We start from the raw sequence: 15344 nt of genomic DNA on the forward strand, positions 1-15344 counted from the left end.
TAGGCGAAGAGTGAAGGTCGAGAGAAGAGGGAGCACGGTGAGCGAAGGGGCGAAGCCGGTGGTCGACGTCGCGGTTCCGGCCGACTCGGAGCGTTCTCGAAAGTGGCCACAGGGTCTGCGGCCCGACCTCGCCGAGGTCGCCGCCCACACCGTGAGCGCCCGCCGTTTCATCTCGCGCATCGGACTCGCACTGCCGGTCCTGTTCATCCTCTCCACCGTCGCCGTGTCCTCGGCACTCGGTCAGCCGCTGCGCGGCCGCGTCGACCTCGGCGAGCTGGGACTGTGGGCGCTGGGGACCGCGCTTCTGCTGACACCGTTCCTCGCCGCCCTGACCGTCATGCTCAACGCCCGACACGGCGGACTGGTCTGGACCACGGCGCTCGTGTACTCGGGACTGAGCGGGATGCTCGGTCTTGGCGTCGGGATCACTGTGCTGAGATCCGAGGCCGCGACCGCTTCTCTCGACCTCATCTCCGCTCTTGTCGTGGAGGTCATCGTGCTGGCGCCGGTCTGCGCCGCGGTTGCCTTCCTCGTCTCCATCGTCCGCGACTCGACCCGCCGCTGAGGCCCTCCGCGGACGGTCCCAACGGGGTTCTGATTCAGCCGGACACGGGTCGCTGTCGCGACTGGCAAAATATTCGACAGCAGGTAGAATCGTGGGCGTGAGCAAACTTCGTCAGAACCGGGAAGCGCAGAGTGAACGGCCTCTGCAGAGGGCCATCGACGAGCAGAATCTCTCCACCCGACCGCGATCGATCATCAGCGCCTATATTGCGCTGACCAAACCGCGTGTCATCGAGCTGCTCCTCGTCACGACCGCCCCTGTGATGTTCCTGGCCGCTCATGGAATGCCCAATGTCTGGCTGGTCATCAACACGCTCATCGGCGGAGCCGCGGCTGCCGCCTCGGCGTCGGTGTTCAACTGCTTCGTCGATCGTGACATCGACGCGAAGATGGAGCGGACGAAGGACCGTCCGCTCGTCACCGGTGAGATCAGTCCCCGCGCTGCGCTGATCTTCGCATTCGCGCTGGGCATCGGCTCGATCTTCTGGCTCGGCGGATTCACGAACTGGGTTGCGGCGGGACTGACCGCCTCTGCGATCCTCCTCTATGCCGTCTTCTACACCCTCGTGCTCAAGCGCCGCACCACGCAGAACATCGTGTGGGGAGGCGCGGCCGGCTGCATGCCCGTGCTCATCGGCTGGTCGTCGGTGACGGGCAGCCTCGCCTGGGAGCCCGTGCTGCTGTTTTTCGTCGTCTTCTTCTGGACGCCGCCGCACTATTGGCCGCTGGCGATCAAGTACAAGGCCGACTACGATGCCGTCGATGTGCCGATGCTGCCGTCGAAGGTTCCGCCGACCTCGGTCGGTCGCCAGATGATCCTCTACACGTGGGCGATGATCGCCTGCTCGCTGGCGCTCATCCCCGTGGCCCCGATGGGACCGGTCTACACGATCGTCGCCGTCGGTGCCGGAGCCTGGTTCCTGTGGTCGTGCTACTCGCTGGTCTCGCGGGCCAAGAAGGGCAAGGACGGAACCTCGCTCAAGGCGATGAAGGTCTTCCACGGCTCGATCACCTACCTCTCGCTGCTGTTCCTCGCAGTGGCCATCGATCCCTTCGTCGACACCCTCATCCCCGGCATCTGGTAAGGCGCTCCGAACATACACAGAAGGCTCGTCACCCGATCGGGTGACGAGCCTTCTGCATGTGGTGGAGGGCTTGAACTGTCCGAGAGGAAGGACGCGAGAGGAAAGGCAAGCACTCGGGTTTCGAAACCTCACTGATTGCACCGCCGGAGGCCTGCTCGAGCCAGGTGGTTTCAGACCGGTTCTGCGGTCTCGTTGACGATGGGGCCGAACACCTCATCGAGGGATTCGTCGGGTCAGCGTTCGAAGAAGCCGAGTCAGCGCTCGGCGAAGGGGATCTGCGAGTTCGGGGACCTGGAGAAGGAGGTCTCCTTCGCCGTCCCGGCGTGGTCAGGGGATCGCAGACAGGGAACGGTCGGTGGTGGCCTCGGTGCTTCTCGGGTGGGCGCTGTCCACGACAGCGACGCTCGCCGCAATCGTCGCCGAGAGTCCGAGCATGTGCAGGGCCACAAGCAGCTCGGGGACGCCGAGGAAGTACTGCACGTAGCCGATGACTCCCTGGGCGAGCTCGACGATGAGGAGCACGCTCAGCGGGGCGATCATTGCGGTCTCAGCCTTCCGCTTCGCCAGGACGAGCCCGACGACGGTGGTGATGACGAGCAGCCAGACGGGGAACGCGTGGGCCCGGGTGACCCAGATGTTGTCGAGTCCGTTGCGGGTGGACATCGTCGATCCGGAGTGCGGTCCGGCGCCGGTGGTGAGCACTCCGAAGACGACGATGATCGCGGTGAGACCGAGCATGATCCAGCTCAGCGTCGGCAGGGGAGAAGCGGCCCGCGTCGGCAGACGCACGCCGGTGTCGTAGGTGCGACGGACGAAGTACGCGGCGACGCCGACGGCGATCGCCGAGGGAACGAAGTGGCCGGCCACCACCCAGGGATTGAGCTTCGTCCACACGGTGATGCCGCCGACGACGGCCTGGACCGGCACGATGGCGAGCAGACCGATGTTGAGCCAGAAGAGATCGGGACGCTTCTTGCGGTGCTTCCACAGCAGGAGCGCGATGCACACACCGAGGATCGCCAGCGCAACCGCGATGAGTCGGTTGCCGAATTCGATGTAGCTGTGAATGCCCATTTCGCTGGTGGCCACGAGCGAATCGGGGGTGCACTTCGGCCAGTCCGAGCAGCCGAGCCCCGAACCGGTGAGGCGGACGATGCCGCCGCTCAGTATGATTCCGCCCTGGGCGATGAGCATGGCCCAAGCGGCGATGCGGATCTTCTTCGTGACCACTTCACTCCTCATTCGAATCGGAACCACCTGCGTGCCGCAAGAGTTCCCACCAGCCCCCAAGCGAGGAGCACGATGATTGCTTTGATGTCGATGCCGCCGTCGCCGATGGCCGCGCGCATGGCGTCGCCGAGTGCACCGGAGGGCAGATAGCCCACGACCGTGCCCCATTCTCCCGGATGCGCGACGATGAGGCCACCGACGCCGGCCATGAGAACCCAGATGAGGTTCGTCGCCGCCAGAGTCGCCTCGGCCCGCAGTGTCCCGGCCATGAGCAGACCGAGCGAGAGCAGTGCTGCAGTGCCGAAGAGCGTGGCCAGGATGAGCGCGAAGACGTCGACGGGCCCGCGGAAACCGAGGGCGCATGCCACGGCGAAGACGAGCGCGTATTGGATGAGCACGACGGCGATTACTGCCCCGAGCTTGCCGAGGACGAGCCCGTTCGTGCCCAGCGGGGTCGTGGCCAGCTGCCTGAGCACTCCGTATCGGCGGTCGAAAGCGGTCGCGATCGACTGTCCGGTGAAGGCGCTCGAGGCCAGACTCAGCCCCAGAGCACCGGGCAGGGCGATCGTCAGCGGATCGGCTGTGGGCTCGATGATGCCGATGCCTCGCAGCAGGGGAGTCTGGGAGAGGAAGATGAGCAGCCCGAGCGGGAACACCAGCGACAGCAGCAGCTGTTCGCCGTTGCGCAGCACGGACACGGTCTCGAACTTCGTCTGCGACACGATGCGCTTCATCCTCATCGCAGCGGCCTCCCCGTGAGCTCGAAGAAGACATCGGCCAGCGACTGAGAGTGCATGCCGATGTCGATGATCTGCACATCCGCCTCGGCCACGGCGGTGCAGACGGCTGCGATCCGTGCCGAATCCGGCGCGCCCTCGACGGTGATGGTCGAGCCCTGCGCCGAGGCGGGGGCGATGGCGGCGATCCGGTCGATGAGTCGGTCCGAGACGGGCGAGTCGAGATCGATGGTGAGCGACCGGGCAGCGGCGGAGGCATTGCGCAGCTCCTCCGGGGCACCTTGGGCGATGATGCGACCGCGGTCGATGACGACGACTTCGTCGGAGAGCTCCTCCGCCTCGACGAGGTCGTGCGTGGTGAGGACGACCGCGACGCCGCGGTCGGCGAGCTCGCGGATGAAGGTGTGGACGACTTCCCGCGCCTGCGGATCGAGGCCCGCGCAGGGTTCGTCGAGGAAGACCAGCTGCGGGCGGCCGATGAGGGCGGCGGCCAGGGCCACTCGCTGCTTCTGTCCGCCCGAGAGGCGGCGCATGGTGCGCCCGGCGAAGTCGTTGAGACCCAGGGGGTCGGCCAGTTCCTGCACCGGCAGCGGGTTCTCATAGAGAGAAGCGAGGTGGCGAAGAACCTGCAGCGGTTTCGAACTCATCGGCAACCCGCCGTCCTGGAGCATCACACCGGCCAGCTGAGAAGTCGTGAGGTGGTCGCGGACCGGGTCATGGCCGAAGATCTCGACGGTGCCGGCGTCGGGGCGTCGGGTGCCCACCGCCAGGGAGATGGTCGTCGACTTGCCAGCGCCATTGGGTCCGAGGACTCCGAGGACGGCCCCGGTCTCTGCTGTGAGGTCGATGCCGTCGACGACGCGGTGCGCGCCGTAGGAGTAGTGGAGACCGCGAATGGTCAGGGCCGAAGATGACACCAGACCATTCTACGACGTGTCGAAAGTGGTGTCGAAATGGCTGGTGGTTAGGTTCACCTAGTTTTACGAAACAAATTACGCAACAATATTGTTGTGTTAGTCAAGGAGGTGGATTATGGCTGCAAACGACACGGAGGATCGCCGAACCCGGCAGAAGGTCTTCCAGTCGGTGCTCGACGAAGGGCCGATCACCGCTTCATCTTTGGCCAAAGCTCTGGAACTGACCCCGGCGGCGATCCGTCGCCACCTGGATGCGCTCGAGAGCGAGGGCCTCATCGAGGTCCGCGAGCTCGCCGGCAAACAGGCAGGCAGGGGACGACCGGCACGACACTACGTGGTCACGACGGCCGGGCACGACTCGGTCAGTCATTCCTATGACGAGTTGGCCGTCAACATCCTGCGGTTCATGGAGGACCGGCACGGGAAGTCGGCCGTCGAGGACTTCACCGAAGACCTCGTGGCTCGGCTGCGGGACCGTCTCGGTGCCGAACTCGACAAACGCGGCGGGACCACGGTGGCTTCACGCTCCAGGGCGTTGGCGGCTGCGCTGACACGGGAGGGGTACGCCGCCTCGGCGACACCGGTTGCGGCCGGAACCCCCCTCGAGGCGATGCAGCTGTGCCAGGGGCACTGCCCGATCCAGGCCGTGGCCGCGGAGTTCCCCGAAGTCTGCGAAGCAGAGCTCGCGATGTTCTCCGACTACCTCGGCGTGGACGTCAGACGGCTGTCCTCGCTGGCTCAGGGCGACCACGTGTGCACCACCCACATTCCGACCTCGGAACTGACCAGACCACTCATCCACAGCAATGATCGACCTCAAGGAGGTTCACGATGACTGACACAGGCAATCGGATCATCGATGCGAATCCCGAGCTCAAAGACCTCGGGCAGTACGCATACGGTTGGCGTGACGAAGACGATAAGGGACTGACCGCCGAGCGCGGGCTCTCCGAAGACGTCGTCCGCAACATCTCGAAGCTCAAGGACGAACCGGAGTGGATGCTCAAGCGTCGGCTCAAGGCTCTGCGCCTCTACGACAAGAAGCCGCTGCCCCACTGGGGTGCGGATCTGTCGACGCTGCCGTTCGACGACATCAAGTACTTCGTGCGTTCGACCGAGGGACAGGCCCAGACCTGGGAAGACCTGCCCGAGGACATCCGCAACACCTACGACCGTCTGGGCATCCCCGAGGCGGAGAAGCAGCGTCTCGTCGCCGGTGTCGCCGCTCAGTACGAGTCCGAGGTCGTCTACCACAAGATCAACGAGGAGCTCGAAGCTCAGGGCGTGATCTTCCTCGACACCGACACCGGTCTGCGTGAGCACCCCGAACTGTTCGAAGAGTACTTCGGTTCGGTGATCCCGGCCGGCGACAACAAGTTCGCCGCGCTGAACACCGCCGTGTGGTCGGGCGGGTCCTTCATCTACGTCCCCAAGGGCGTCCACGTCGAGATCCCGCTGCAGGCCTACTTCCGCATCAACACGGAGAACATGGGCCAGTTCGAGCGCACGCTCATCATCGCCGACGAGGGCTCCTACGTCCACTACGTCGAGGGCTGCACCGCCCCGATCTACAACACGGACTCCCTGCACTCGGCTGTCGTCGAGATCATCGTGAAGAAGGACGCCCACGTCCGCTACACGACGATCCAGAACTGGTCGACCAACGTCTACAACCTCGTCACTCAGCGCGCGATCGCCGAAGAGGGCTCCCAGATGGAATGGGTCGATGGCAATATCGGCTCGAAGGTGACCATGAAGTACCCCGGTGTGTGGATGACCGGCGAGCATGCTCGCGGTGAGACCCTGGCCGTGGCCTTCGCGGGCGAGGGACAGCACCAGGACACCGGTGCCAAGATGGTCCACGCCGCGCCGAACACGCACTCGTCGATCGTGTCGAAGTCCGTGGCCCGCAGCGGCGGACGTGCCGGCTACCGCGGACTCGTCCACGTGCACCCGGGCGCCGAAGGTTCGTCGAACAACGTCCTCTGCGATGCCCTGCTCGTCGACAACATCTCGCGTTCGGACACGTACCCCTACATCGACATCCGTGAAGACGACGTCACCCTCGGCCACGAGGCGACCGTGTCGAAGGTCAGTGAGGATCAGCTCTTCTACCTCATGTCCCGCGGCATGGAGGAGACCGAAGCGATGGCGATGATCGTGCGCGGCTTCGTCGAGCCGATCGCACGTGAGCTGCCGATGGAGTATGCCCTCGAGCTCAACCGCCTCATCGAACTGCAGATGGAAGGTGCAGTGGGCTGACCTTCAGCTTCCACCACCGACCTGCCTGACAAGGAGTTTTCACGTGACAGATACCACCAACCCACTCGGAGTCTCGGAGCATTCGCACGGCGGCGACGTCCACGTCCCCGACTCGAAGCGCGACGATCGCACCCGCAGCTTCAGCCCAGCCGACTTCCCGGTCCCGACCGGGCGGGAAGAGGAATGGCGCTTCTCCCCGGTGCGCAAGCTCAGCGACTTCTTCACCGATGAAGCCACGGATGCGCGTCTGCGCATCGACGCGGATCTGCCGACCGGCCTGTCGGTCGAGGAGATCTCGCTCGAGGCCGCCCAGGAGCTCGGCATCCTCGAACCCGAGGACCGCCCCTCCGTCGTCGCCGCCAAGCACGCCCCCGTCGTCACCCACTACTCGGTGCCGGCGGACACGGAGCTCGACGGCGCCGCGATCATCCACGCCGACGGTCAGGGCGACCAGCTCACCCATGGGCACACCGTCGTCTCGATCGGCGCGAACGCGAAGGCGACCATCGTCGTCGAACACGAGGGCCTGAGTCGCTACTCGGAGCTCGTCTCCCTCGTGATCGGCGACGGCGCAGACGTCACCTTCGTGTCCCTGCAGCTGTGGGACGACGGATCCCAGCACATGGGTCAGCACGATGCGATCGTGGGCAAGGACGCGAAGTTCAAGCACATCCACGTCACCCTCGGCGGCGATATCGTGCGTCTGAACACGAATGTGCGCTACTCGGCTCCCGGCGGAGAGGCCGAACTGCTCGGTCTCTACTTCGCCGATGCCGGCCAGCACCTCGAGCACCGCACCTACATCGACCACAACTCGCCGAAGGCGACGTCGAACGTCCACTACAAGGGTGCCCTGCAGGGCAAGGACGCACGCAGCGTCTGGATCGGCGATGTGCTCATCCGCCCCGAGGCGCTCGACATCGACACCTACGAGCTCAACCGGAACCTCATCCTCTCCGATGGGGCCCGCGCCGACTCCGTGCCGAACCTCGAGATCGAGACCGGTGACATCGCCGGTGCCGGTCACGCTTCGTCGACGGGACGCTTCGATGAGGAGCACCTGTTCTACCTCATGTCCCGCGGCATCCCCGAGGAAGTCGCCCGCCGACTCGTCGTCCGCGGATTCTTCAACGAAGTCATCCAGAAGATCCAGGTGCCCGAGATCGAGGATGTGCTCAACGAGCGCATCGAGGAAGAACTGTCCCGGAGCGTTCTGTGACCATGATCGACGTGGCCTCCACCGCCGAGGTGGGGCCGGGCGAAACCATGCGCATCGAGATCGGCGAGTTCGAAGTCTGCATCGCTCGTGATTCCGACGGCACCATCCACGCCATCGACGACCTGTGCACCCATGGTGAGGTCTCGCTGGCCGAGGGCGATGTCGAGGACTGCACGATCGAGTGCTGGCTGCACGGATCCCAGTTCGATCTCAACACGGGTCAGCCGGTGAATCCGCCGGCTTTCGAACCCGTCGCAGTCTATGACTGCAAGGAGATCGCCGGGCGCATCCTCGTCGACACGAACACCATTCTCAACTGACCACGACCTAGACAAAGGATCATTATGTCCACTCTCAAGATCGAAGACCTCCACGTCGGTGTCAACACCGAGACCGGGCTCAAGCCCATCCTCAATGGCATCAACCTCGTCATCAACTCGAACGAGACCCACGCCATCATGGGCCCCAACGGCTCCGGGAAGTCGACGCTGGCCTACGCTCTGGCCGGCCACCCAAAGTACGAAGTGACCTCCGGTTCGGTCACCCTCGACGGTGAAGACGTGCTCGACATGGCCGTGGACGAGCGTGCCAAGGCCGGTCTGTTCCTGGCCATGCAGTACCCCGTCGAGGTTCCCGGTGTGACCGTGACGAACTTCCTCCGCTCGGCCAAGACCGCCATCGACGGTGAAGCGCCGAAGCTGCGCAACTGGACGAAGGACCTCAAGCAGGCCATGGAGAACCTGCGCGTGGATCCCGCATTCGCCTCGCGCAATGTCAACGAAGGCTTCTCCGGCGGCGAGAAGAAGCGTCACGAGATCCTCCAGATGGAGATGCTCAAGCCGAAGTTCGCCGTCCTCGACGAGACCGACTCCGGCCTCGACGTCGACGCGCTGCGCATCGTGTCCGAAGGCGTCAACCGCGTCAAGGGCGTCACCGATGTCGGCGTTCTGCTCATCACCCACTACACCCGCATCCTCAACTACATCACGCCCGATCACGTCCACGTGATCATCGAGGGCAAGGTGGCCGAGGAAGGCGGGCCGGAACTGGCCGAACGCCTCGAAAACGAAGGCTACGACCGCTTCTTCACCGCCGGCGTCTGATGTTCTCACGTCTGAGGGGCGACTTCCCGATCCTCGATGTGAGGGTCGGGGAGTCGCCGCTGTCGTATCTCGACTCGGGGGCGACCTCGCAGAAGCCGCAATGCGTCATCGACACCTTCGTCGAGTACTACGCACAGCGCAACGCCGCGGTCCACCGGGGCGCACACTCTCTGGCCGTCGAGGCCACGGACGCCTTCGAGAACGGACGCATCGCCGTCGCCGGCCTCGTCGGCGGCACACCGGAACAGGTGTGCTGGACGAAGAACGCCACCGAAGCGCTCAACATCGTGGCCATGGGCATCGACCGGGCCAGCCGCGGCTTTGGGGGAGAGGCCGCGCAGCGATTCGCCCTCGGCCCCGAGGATTCGATCGTCATCACCGAGATGGAGCACCACGCGAACCTCGTGCCGTGGCAGCAGCTGGCGGCATCGACCGGGGCGCAGCTGCGGTGGCTGCCGGTGACCGACTCCGGTGAGCTCGACCTCTCCGAGCTCGAGTCGATCGTCGACGAGACGACGAAGGTGCTGGCGTTCACGCATGTCTCCAACGTCCTCGGCACGATCAACCCGGTCGAGATGCTCGTGGCTCGGGCCCGCGCCGTCGGTGCCTATGTTGTGCTCGACGCCTGCCAGTCCGTGCCGCACATGCCCGTGGACTTCACCGTCCTCGACGTCGACTTCGCGGCTTTCTCCGCTCATAAGGCTCTCGGTCCCACGGGGCTCGGTGTGCTGTGGGGGAAGTCCGAACTGCTCGACGCGCTGCCGCCGGTGCTCACCGGCGGTTCGATGATCACCACGGTGGCCATGGAGGATTCGGAGTTCATGCCCGCCCCGCAGCGCTTCGAGGCCGGCACCCAGCCGGTGGCCGAGGTTGCGGCCTTCGCCACCGCCGTCGGCTATCTTGCCGAGGTGGGGCTGCAGGACGTCTTCGACCACGAGCGCGAACTCGGCCGGCTCCTCCTTGACGGAATCGCCGAGATCCCCGGAATCCGGGTGCTCGGCGATGCCGCAGAACGGATCGGGACCGTGGCATTCGACGTCGACGGCGTCCACGCCCATGACGTCGGACAGTACCTCGACTCCCAAGGTGTGGCCGTGCGTGTGGGACACCACTGCGCGCAACCGCTGCACCGCCGGTTCGGGGTCACCGCCTCGACGCGGGCGAGCACCTACCTGTACAACACAGCCGAGGACTGCCGGCGGTTCCTGACCGCTCTGGCCGAGGTGCGTCCCTTCTTCGGGGTCGCGTGAGAAGGGGAGTGACGCGATGAGCACACAGATGCAGCAGCTCTACCAGCAGGTCATCCTCGACCAGTCGCGGGCGCGGACCGGCAACACCGCTCTGCTCCGCGACGAGGCGACCGGCCGCCACGGCTGTTCGCACCAGGTGAATCCGACCTGCGGCGATGAGATCGAACTCGAGATCGAGCTTCTCGACGACGGTCGCATTGCCGTGCGGTGGAGCGGGGACGGCTGTTCGATCTCGATGGCATCGGCCTCGGTGCTGTCCGAACTGGCCGCAGACGCCTCGGTCGATCAGATGCTGCAGATCGAATCGGCGTTCCACGAACTCATGCATTCTCGTGGGACAATGGAAGCGGATGAGACCATCCTCGGCGACGCCGCGGCGTTCACGGGGGTGTCCAAGTTCCCGGCCAGGATCAAATGCGCTCTCCTGGCCTGGATGGCGTTCAAGGACGCACTCAACCAAGCACAAGCAGCTCGTGAGGAGAATCACCATGCCTGAAGTCATAGACGCTCCGCAGAATGCCAGCGTCGACGAAGTGCGCGAAGCGATGATGGATGTCGTCGATCCCGAGCTCGGTGTCAACATCGTCGACCTCGGCCTCGTCTACGGACTCTCGGTCGAAGACGACGGCACCGCCGTGATCGAGATGACTCTGACCTCGGCGGCCTGCCCGCTGACCGACGTCATCGAGGATCAGACCGCACAGTCGCTCGAGGGCATCGTGCCGGCCTACCGGATCAACTGGGTCTGGATGCCGCCATGGGGTCCGGAGAAGATCACCGAAGACGGTCGCGAACAGATGCGCGCTCTCGGCTTCAACATCTGAAGCCGCCGTCGACGGAGTCGACGAAGGACGCGTCCCCGCGGGGACGCCGACGATCACATCGCCGAGGTGGGGCCACCCGAAAGGGGCAACCCCACCTCGGCGATCTGTGTGATCGAACCGATCCGGCGGTGAGCGCACCGATTGCCGAACCGCGGGCGCCGGCGTGGTCATGGAGATCACCGACCCGCGCACGTCGAGGTCGGGCGCGGCGTGAAAGAATGGAACCTGACTTTCCAAGGAGAACCTTTGACGATCATCGCTGCCGCCGACGGCTCGGCACTCGGCAACCCCGGACCTGCCGGCTGGGCCTGGTACATCGACGACACCTCCTGGCATGCCGGCGGGTGGAAGAACGCGACGAACAACCGCGGTGAGCTCATGGCCGTGCTTGACCTGCTGAACTCGACCGCCGCGGCAGGCGAAGATCTCAAAATCTTCTGCGACTCGCAGTACGTCATCAACGCCCTGACCAAATGGATGCCGGGCTGGAAGCGCAAGGGCTGGAAGAAAGCCGACGGCAAAGAGGTCCTCAACCGGGACCTGCTCGAACTCCTCGACTCTGCGCTCAAGGGCCGCGACGTCGAATTCGAATGGGTCAAGGGACACAACAACCACGCGATGAACGAGGCGGCCGACGACCGTGCCAGGGCGGCGGCCACGGCCTATCAGAAGGGCACGAAGGTCCCCGAGGGGCCCGGTTACGTCCCCGCGGGGACGCCGTCGTCAAGCACGGCCCCCGCAACAGATTCGGCGCTCACGACGGAACCGGCGGCAGATCCGGGGTCAGATTCGGGGTCGGCATCCGCCTCGGCGCCGGTCTCCGAAGCGGCACCCGGCGCTGGGTCACAGGAGCCCACGACCGTTGTGTCCTGCCGAGTGCCCGCCTCCGTTGCAGACGAACTCGTCGCCCGGGCGCAGGCCCGCGACATCCACCCCCAGGAATTTCTGGCCGAACTCATCGGCCGCAGTTTGGAGACAGAATGATTCAGGCCTCCGGCCTCGAAGTCGCCGTCGGCGCCCGCACCCTCATGTCCGAAGTCTCGTTCCGCGTGGACAAGGGAGACCGTGTGGGTCTCGTCGGCCGCAACGGCGCCGGCAAGACGACCCTGACCAAGGTGATCATGGGCAGACACCCGGCCTCCGCCGGGTCCGTGTCGGTCTCCGGCACCGTCGGCTACCTGCCTCAGGACCCGCGCAGCGGTGACCTCACGGCCACCGGGATGGAGCGCATCCTCTCGGCCCGTGAGCTCGACGTTCTCGTGAAGCGACTGCGCAAGGCCGAACGCCAGATGGCGTCGCCCGATGAGAAGGTGGCGACGAAGGCCATCGACCGCTATCCGCGCATCGAAGCCGAGTTCATGGCCGCCGGCGGATACGCCGCCGAATCCGAGGCCTTCGCAATCGCAGCGAACCTCGGTCTCGACGAGACGCTGATCAACCAGGAGATCGGTACGCTCTCGGGCGGACAGCGACGTCGTGTCGAACTCGCCCGGATCCTGTTCTCCGCTCCGGACACGATGATCCTCGACGAACCGACGAACCACCTCGACGCCGAGTCCGTGCTGTGGCTGCGCGATCACCTCAAGGCCTATTCCGGTGGGCTCGTCATCATCAGCCACGATCTCGATCTCATCGACGAAGTCGTCAACAAGGTGTTCTTCCTCGACGCGACCCGGCAGACCATCGACATCTATGCGATGGGCTACCGGCTCTACCTCAAGCAGCGTGAGGACGATGAGCGTCGCCGCCGGCGCGAGCGGGCGAACGCGGAGAAGAAGGCAGCAGCGCTCAACGCTCAGGCGAACAAGATGATGGCCAAGGCGACGAAGACCGTGGCCGCCCAGCAGATGGCCAAACGCGCCGAACGTCTGCTCTCCGGGCTCGAGGACGAACGCGCCACGGAGAAGGTCGCGAACCTGCGCTTCCCGGCTCCGGCCGACTGCGGACGTGTCCCGCTCACCGCCGAAGGACTGTCGCGCATCTACGGTTCGACCGAGGTGTTCACCGGCGTCGACCTCGCCATCGACAAGGGCACCCGCGTCGTCGTCCTCGGCTACAACGGTGCCGGCAAGACGACTCTGCTGCGGCTGCTCGCCGGCCTCGACGAGCCGGATTCGGGGGAGGTCGTGCCCGGTCACGGACTCAAGCTCGGCTACTACGCGCAGGAGCACGAGACCCTCGATCTCGACCGGACCGTGCTGGAGAACATGGCGCGCAACTCCCCGCACCTCGATGACACCGCGGTGCGCAATGTGCTCGGGTCGTTCCTGTTCAGCGGCGACGATGTCCACAAGCCCGCCGGTGTGCTCTCCGGCGGTGAGAAGACGCGTCTGGCTCTGGCCACGCTCGTCGTCTCGAGTGCGAACGTGCTGCTGCTCGATGAGCCGACGAACAACCTCGATCCGGCTTCAAGGGAGGAGATCCTCTCGGCGATCCGCCGCTACGAAGGCGCGATCGTGCTCGTGACCCACGATGAGGGAGCGGTTTCCGCGCTCGATCCCGACCGGGTGCTTCTGCTGCCCGACGGGGACGAGGACCTGTGGAACGAGTCCTACCTCGACCTCGTCACCTTGGCCTGAGGCGGTTCACTCCGAACGGAACCGCTGTTCGAACATCGCGTCCTCTTCGGCCTCTGCCTGACCGTGGACTCCGGGGGAGGCGAAGCGGTTGCGTCCGTACCGGCTTCCCGGCTGGCTGACCTTCGCCCCCGCGTCGAGGGCGGCCTTGTCGATGACGACGAATTCACTGCTGCTGTCACCGCGACGTTCGTCCGCCTCGGCGGCGGCTCTGCGTTCCCTGCGAGCGGAGATCGCGACAGCGATGATGATCATGATTCCGAAAGCGAACCACTGGAGCATATAGGACAGGTGGTTGCCCGGATCGAGTTCGGGCATCGGCAGCGGGGTCAGCCCGTCTTCCACGTCTCCGCCGGTGCCGACGGATGAGGCTTCGCCGTAGACATGGGAGTAGGCGTCGTCCATTCCGGGGATGCGAGCCGGGTCGATGGCTTTGATCATGCCCTGCGGGTTGTCGTCATCGGCCCCGTCCTGTGCCGGCCGCAGGTGCGCGACGACGGTCTGCTCACCGCGTGGAGCCGCCGGTACGGAGTCCTTCTCGGAGGTGAAGCCCCTGACCACGGCGATCCTGGTGCCATCATCGAGTTCGAACGGGGTCACGACGTAGAAGCCGGGAGTGTCCTCGACGGTGCGGTTGCGGGCGAGGACGGTGCCGTCGTCGGAGAACGTCCCGCGCATCTCCACCTGCGTCCACTCCTCGGTGGTCGCCAATGTCGACCCCGGGGTCGGCAGCACCGATTCGAGGGCCACCGGGTCGGCGGAGTGGTTCGCGGTGATCGTGGCGATCTCCTGTTCCCGCTGGTCGCGGCGGTCCTTCTGCCACAGGGCGAGGAAGACGCAGGCGATGATGACGATGATCGCCATGGCGATGTATTTGAGCCAGCGTGCGGTGAAGAGGAAGGAATAGCGGCTCAACCGGCGTCCTCCGGAATGTCGTCGATGGATACGTCACTGAGATAGAAGTCGCGCAGGGTGAGGAAGTCGCGCAGGTACTCAAGATGGTCGGCACAGGCCAGCCAGGTCTTCTTCCGCTCCGGAGCGTGCAGACGCGGATTGTTCCACAGGATCGCCCGCGTCGCCGACGCCCGGCAGCCCTTGGCCGAACACTGCAATTCCTCGCTCATGCCTGCTCACCCTCGTCCTTGCCCTCATCGACGGTCTCACCCGGAATGGTCTCGTGTGCGTCATCGACCGTCTCACCGGGCACCGTGTCCTCGGAGTCCGAGTTCGTGCCGTCTTCGCTGATCGTCTCTCCCCGCGCGGGAGGCAGTTCCGCCAACGGAGCCTGGTCGAGCAGCGCCGAGGCGTCGTCACTCGTGCGTTCGCGACCGGCATTGGCGAAGATCACGGCAGGATAGGGCAGAATCACGGCACCGGCCACGCAGATCCACATGAGGACGTGGAGGTCGGCGACGAAAGCGAAATAGGCGGCCACGAAGCAGACCGTCCTGATGCCCATGGTGATCGAATACTTGATGATCCGAGACCTCATATCGTCATCAAGGGCGGTATCTGCCGTTGTGATCTGCTGCGAGTGCCTGACCATATCCTTCTTCGATCGATGACTGCTAAAGATG

At 65.2% G+C, this 15344-nt stretch carries 18 protein-coding genes; 12 read left to right on the forward strand and 6 right to left on the reverse strand.

From position 1 onward, the window contains the following. Positions 1-37: 37 nt before the first annotated feature. Both ACSE4D_RS17220 and ACSE4D_RS17225 read left to right on the forward strand, forming a co-directional pair. A complete protein-coding gene (locus ACSE4D_RS17220) occupies positions 38-565 on the forward strand; it encodes a hypothetical protein (protein ID WP_135540990.1) in 528 nt (175 codons plus the stop codon). Between the two features lie 97 nt (positions 566-662). Beyond that, complete coding sequence (locus ACSE4D_RS17225) at positions 663-1649, forward strand: heme o synthase (protein ID WP_135540988.1); 987 nt, start codon at positions 663-665, stop codon at positions 1647-1649. Between the two features lie 327 nt (positions 1650-1976). Here the strand turns inward: ACSE4D_RS17225 and ACSE4D_RS17230 are convergent, their stop codons facing one another. From ACSE4D_RS17230 to ACSE4D_RS17240, 3 genes are read right to left on the reverse strand one after another with little or no spacing between them, the layout of a single operon-like run. Continuing rightward, entirely contained in the window at positions 1977-2879 is a 903-nt protein-coding gene (locus ACSE4D_RS17230) for a COX15/CtaA family protein (protein ID WP_135540986.1), read from the reverse strand. 8 nt (positions 2880-2887) lie between these two features. Continuing rightward, entirely contained in the window at positions 2888-3613 is a 726-nt protein-coding gene (locus tag ACSE4D_RS17235) for an ABC transporter permease (protein WP_425119383.1), read from the reverse strand. A 2-nt stretch (positions 3614-3615) separates the two neighbouring features. Next, positions 3616-4533 carry an ABC transporter ATP-binding protein gene (locus ACSE4D_RS17240; protein WP_135540982.1) on the reverse strand — a complete coding sequence of 306 codons (918 nt, stop codon included), beginning with the start codon at positions 4531-4533 and terminating at the stop codon, positions 3616-3618. Positions 4534-4648: 115 nt separating this feature from the next. On the opposite strand from ACSE4D_RS17240, the gene ACSE4D_RS17245 reads away from it, so the two are divergent. The 10 genes from ACSE4D_RS17245 (at position 4649) to ACSE4D_RS17290 (ending at position 13770) form a co-directional block, all read left to right on the forward strand. Continuing rightward, entirely contained in the window at positions 4649-5368 is a 720-nt protein-coding gene (locus tag ACSE4D_RS17245; RefSeq protein WP_135540980.1) for a helix-turn-helix transcriptional regulator, read from the forward strand. Next, positions 5365-6795 carry a Fe-S cluster assembly protein SufB gene (sufB, locus tag ACSE4D_RS17250; protein WP_135540978.1) on the forward strand — a complete coding sequence of 477 codons (1431 nt, stop codon included), beginning with the start codon at positions 5365-5367 and terminating at the stop codon, positions 6793-6795. Before ACSE4D_RS17245 ends, sufB begins: the two co-directional genes overlap by 4 nt. Before the next feature lie 43 nt (positions 6796-6838). After that, positions 6839-8014, forward strand: a complete 1176-nt coding sequence (gene sufD, locus ACSE4D_RS17255; RefSeq protein ID WP_135540977.1) for a Fe-S cluster assembly protein SufD — start codon at positions 6839-6841, stop codon at positions 8012-8014. Positions 8015-8016: 2 nt separating this feature from the next. Next, positions 8017-8334 (forward strand): non-heme iron oxygenase ferredoxin subunit, encoded by a 318-nt coding sequence (locus tag ACSE4D_RS17260; RefSeq protein WP_167854455.1) that lies wholly within the window; start codon positions 8017-8019, stop codon positions 8332-8334. Between the two features lie 24 nt (positions 8335-8358). After that, positions 8359-9117 (forward strand): Fe-S cluster assembly ATPase SufC, encoded by a 759-nt coding sequence (sufC, locus tag ACSE4D_RS17265; RefSeq protein ID WP_135540973.1) that lies wholly within the window; start codon positions 8359-8361, stop codon positions 9115-9117. Next, positions 9117-10367: a SufS family cysteine desulfurase gene (locus ACSE4D_RS17270; protein WP_135540971.1), complete on the forward strand. Its 1251-nt coding sequence runs from the start codon at positions 9117-9119 to the stop codon at positions 10365-10367. Before sufC ends, ACSE4D_RS17270 begins: the two co-directional genes overlap by 1 nt. A 16-nt stretch (positions 10368-10383) precedes the next feature. Then, complete coding sequence (gene sufU, locus ACSE4D_RS17275; protein ID WP_167854452.1) at positions 10384-10863, forward strand: Fe-S cluster assembly sulfur transfer protein SufU; 480 nt, start codon at positions 10384-10386, stop codon at positions 10861-10863. Continuing rightward, on the forward strand, positions 10856-11191 hold the full coding sequence (locus ACSE4D_RS17280) for a metal-sulfur cluster assembly factor (RefSeq protein WP_025778421.1): 336 nt from the start codon (positions 10856-10858) through the stop codon (positions 11189-11191). The genes sufU and ACSE4D_RS17280 overlap by 8 nt, the downstream gene beginning before the upstream one ends. A gap of 246 nt (positions 11192-11437) precedes the next feature. After that, a complete protein-coding gene (locus ACSE4D_RS17285; RefSeq protein WP_135540969.1) occupies positions 11438-12175 on the forward strand; it encodes a ribonuclease H family protein in 738 nt (245 codons plus the stop codon). Next, the gene (locus ACSE4D_RS17290) at positions 12172-13770 is read left to right on the forward strand and encodes an ABC-F family ATP-binding cassette domain-containing protein (protein WP_436326326.1); all 1599 of its coding nucleotides are present in this window, start codon (positions 12172-12174) and stop codon (positions 13768-13770) included. Before ACSE4D_RS17285 ends, ACSE4D_RS17290 begins: the two co-directional genes overlap by 4 nt. A 6-nt stretch (positions 13771-13776) precedes the next feature. Here the strand turns inward: ACSE4D_RS17290 and ACSE4D_RS17295 are convergent, their stop codons facing one another. From ACSE4D_RS17295 to ACSE4D_RS17305, 3 genes are read right to left on the reverse strand one after another with little or no spacing between them, the layout of a single operon-like run. Beyond that, positions 13777-14682, reverse strand: coding sequence for an SURF1 family cytochrome oxidase biogenesis protein (locus ACSE4D_RS17295; RefSeq protein WP_135540965.1), 906 nt, complete (start codon positions 14680-14682; stop codon positions 13777-13779). After that, a complete protein-coding gene (locus tag ACSE4D_RS17300; protein ID WP_135540963.1) occupies positions 14679-14891 on the reverse strand; it encodes a hypothetical protein in 213 nt (70 codons plus the stop codon). Before ACSE4D_RS17300 ends, ACSE4D_RS17295 begins: the two co-directional genes overlap by 4 nt. Beyond that, positions 14888-15313, reverse strand: coding sequence for a DUF3099 domain-containing protein (locus ACSE4D_RS17305; protein ID WP_135540961.1), 426 nt, complete (start codon positions 15311-15313; stop codon positions 14888-14890). The genes ACSE4D_RS17300 and ACSE4D_RS17305 overlap by 4 nt, the downstream gene beginning before the upstream one ends. Between the last annotated feature and the right edge of the window lie 31 nt (positions 15314-15344).

This window comes from Brevibacterium sp. FAM 27836, from assembly GCF_051351055.1.
Lineage (GTDB): Bacteria > Actinomycetota > Actinomycetes > Actinomycetales > Brevibacteriaceae > Brevibacterium.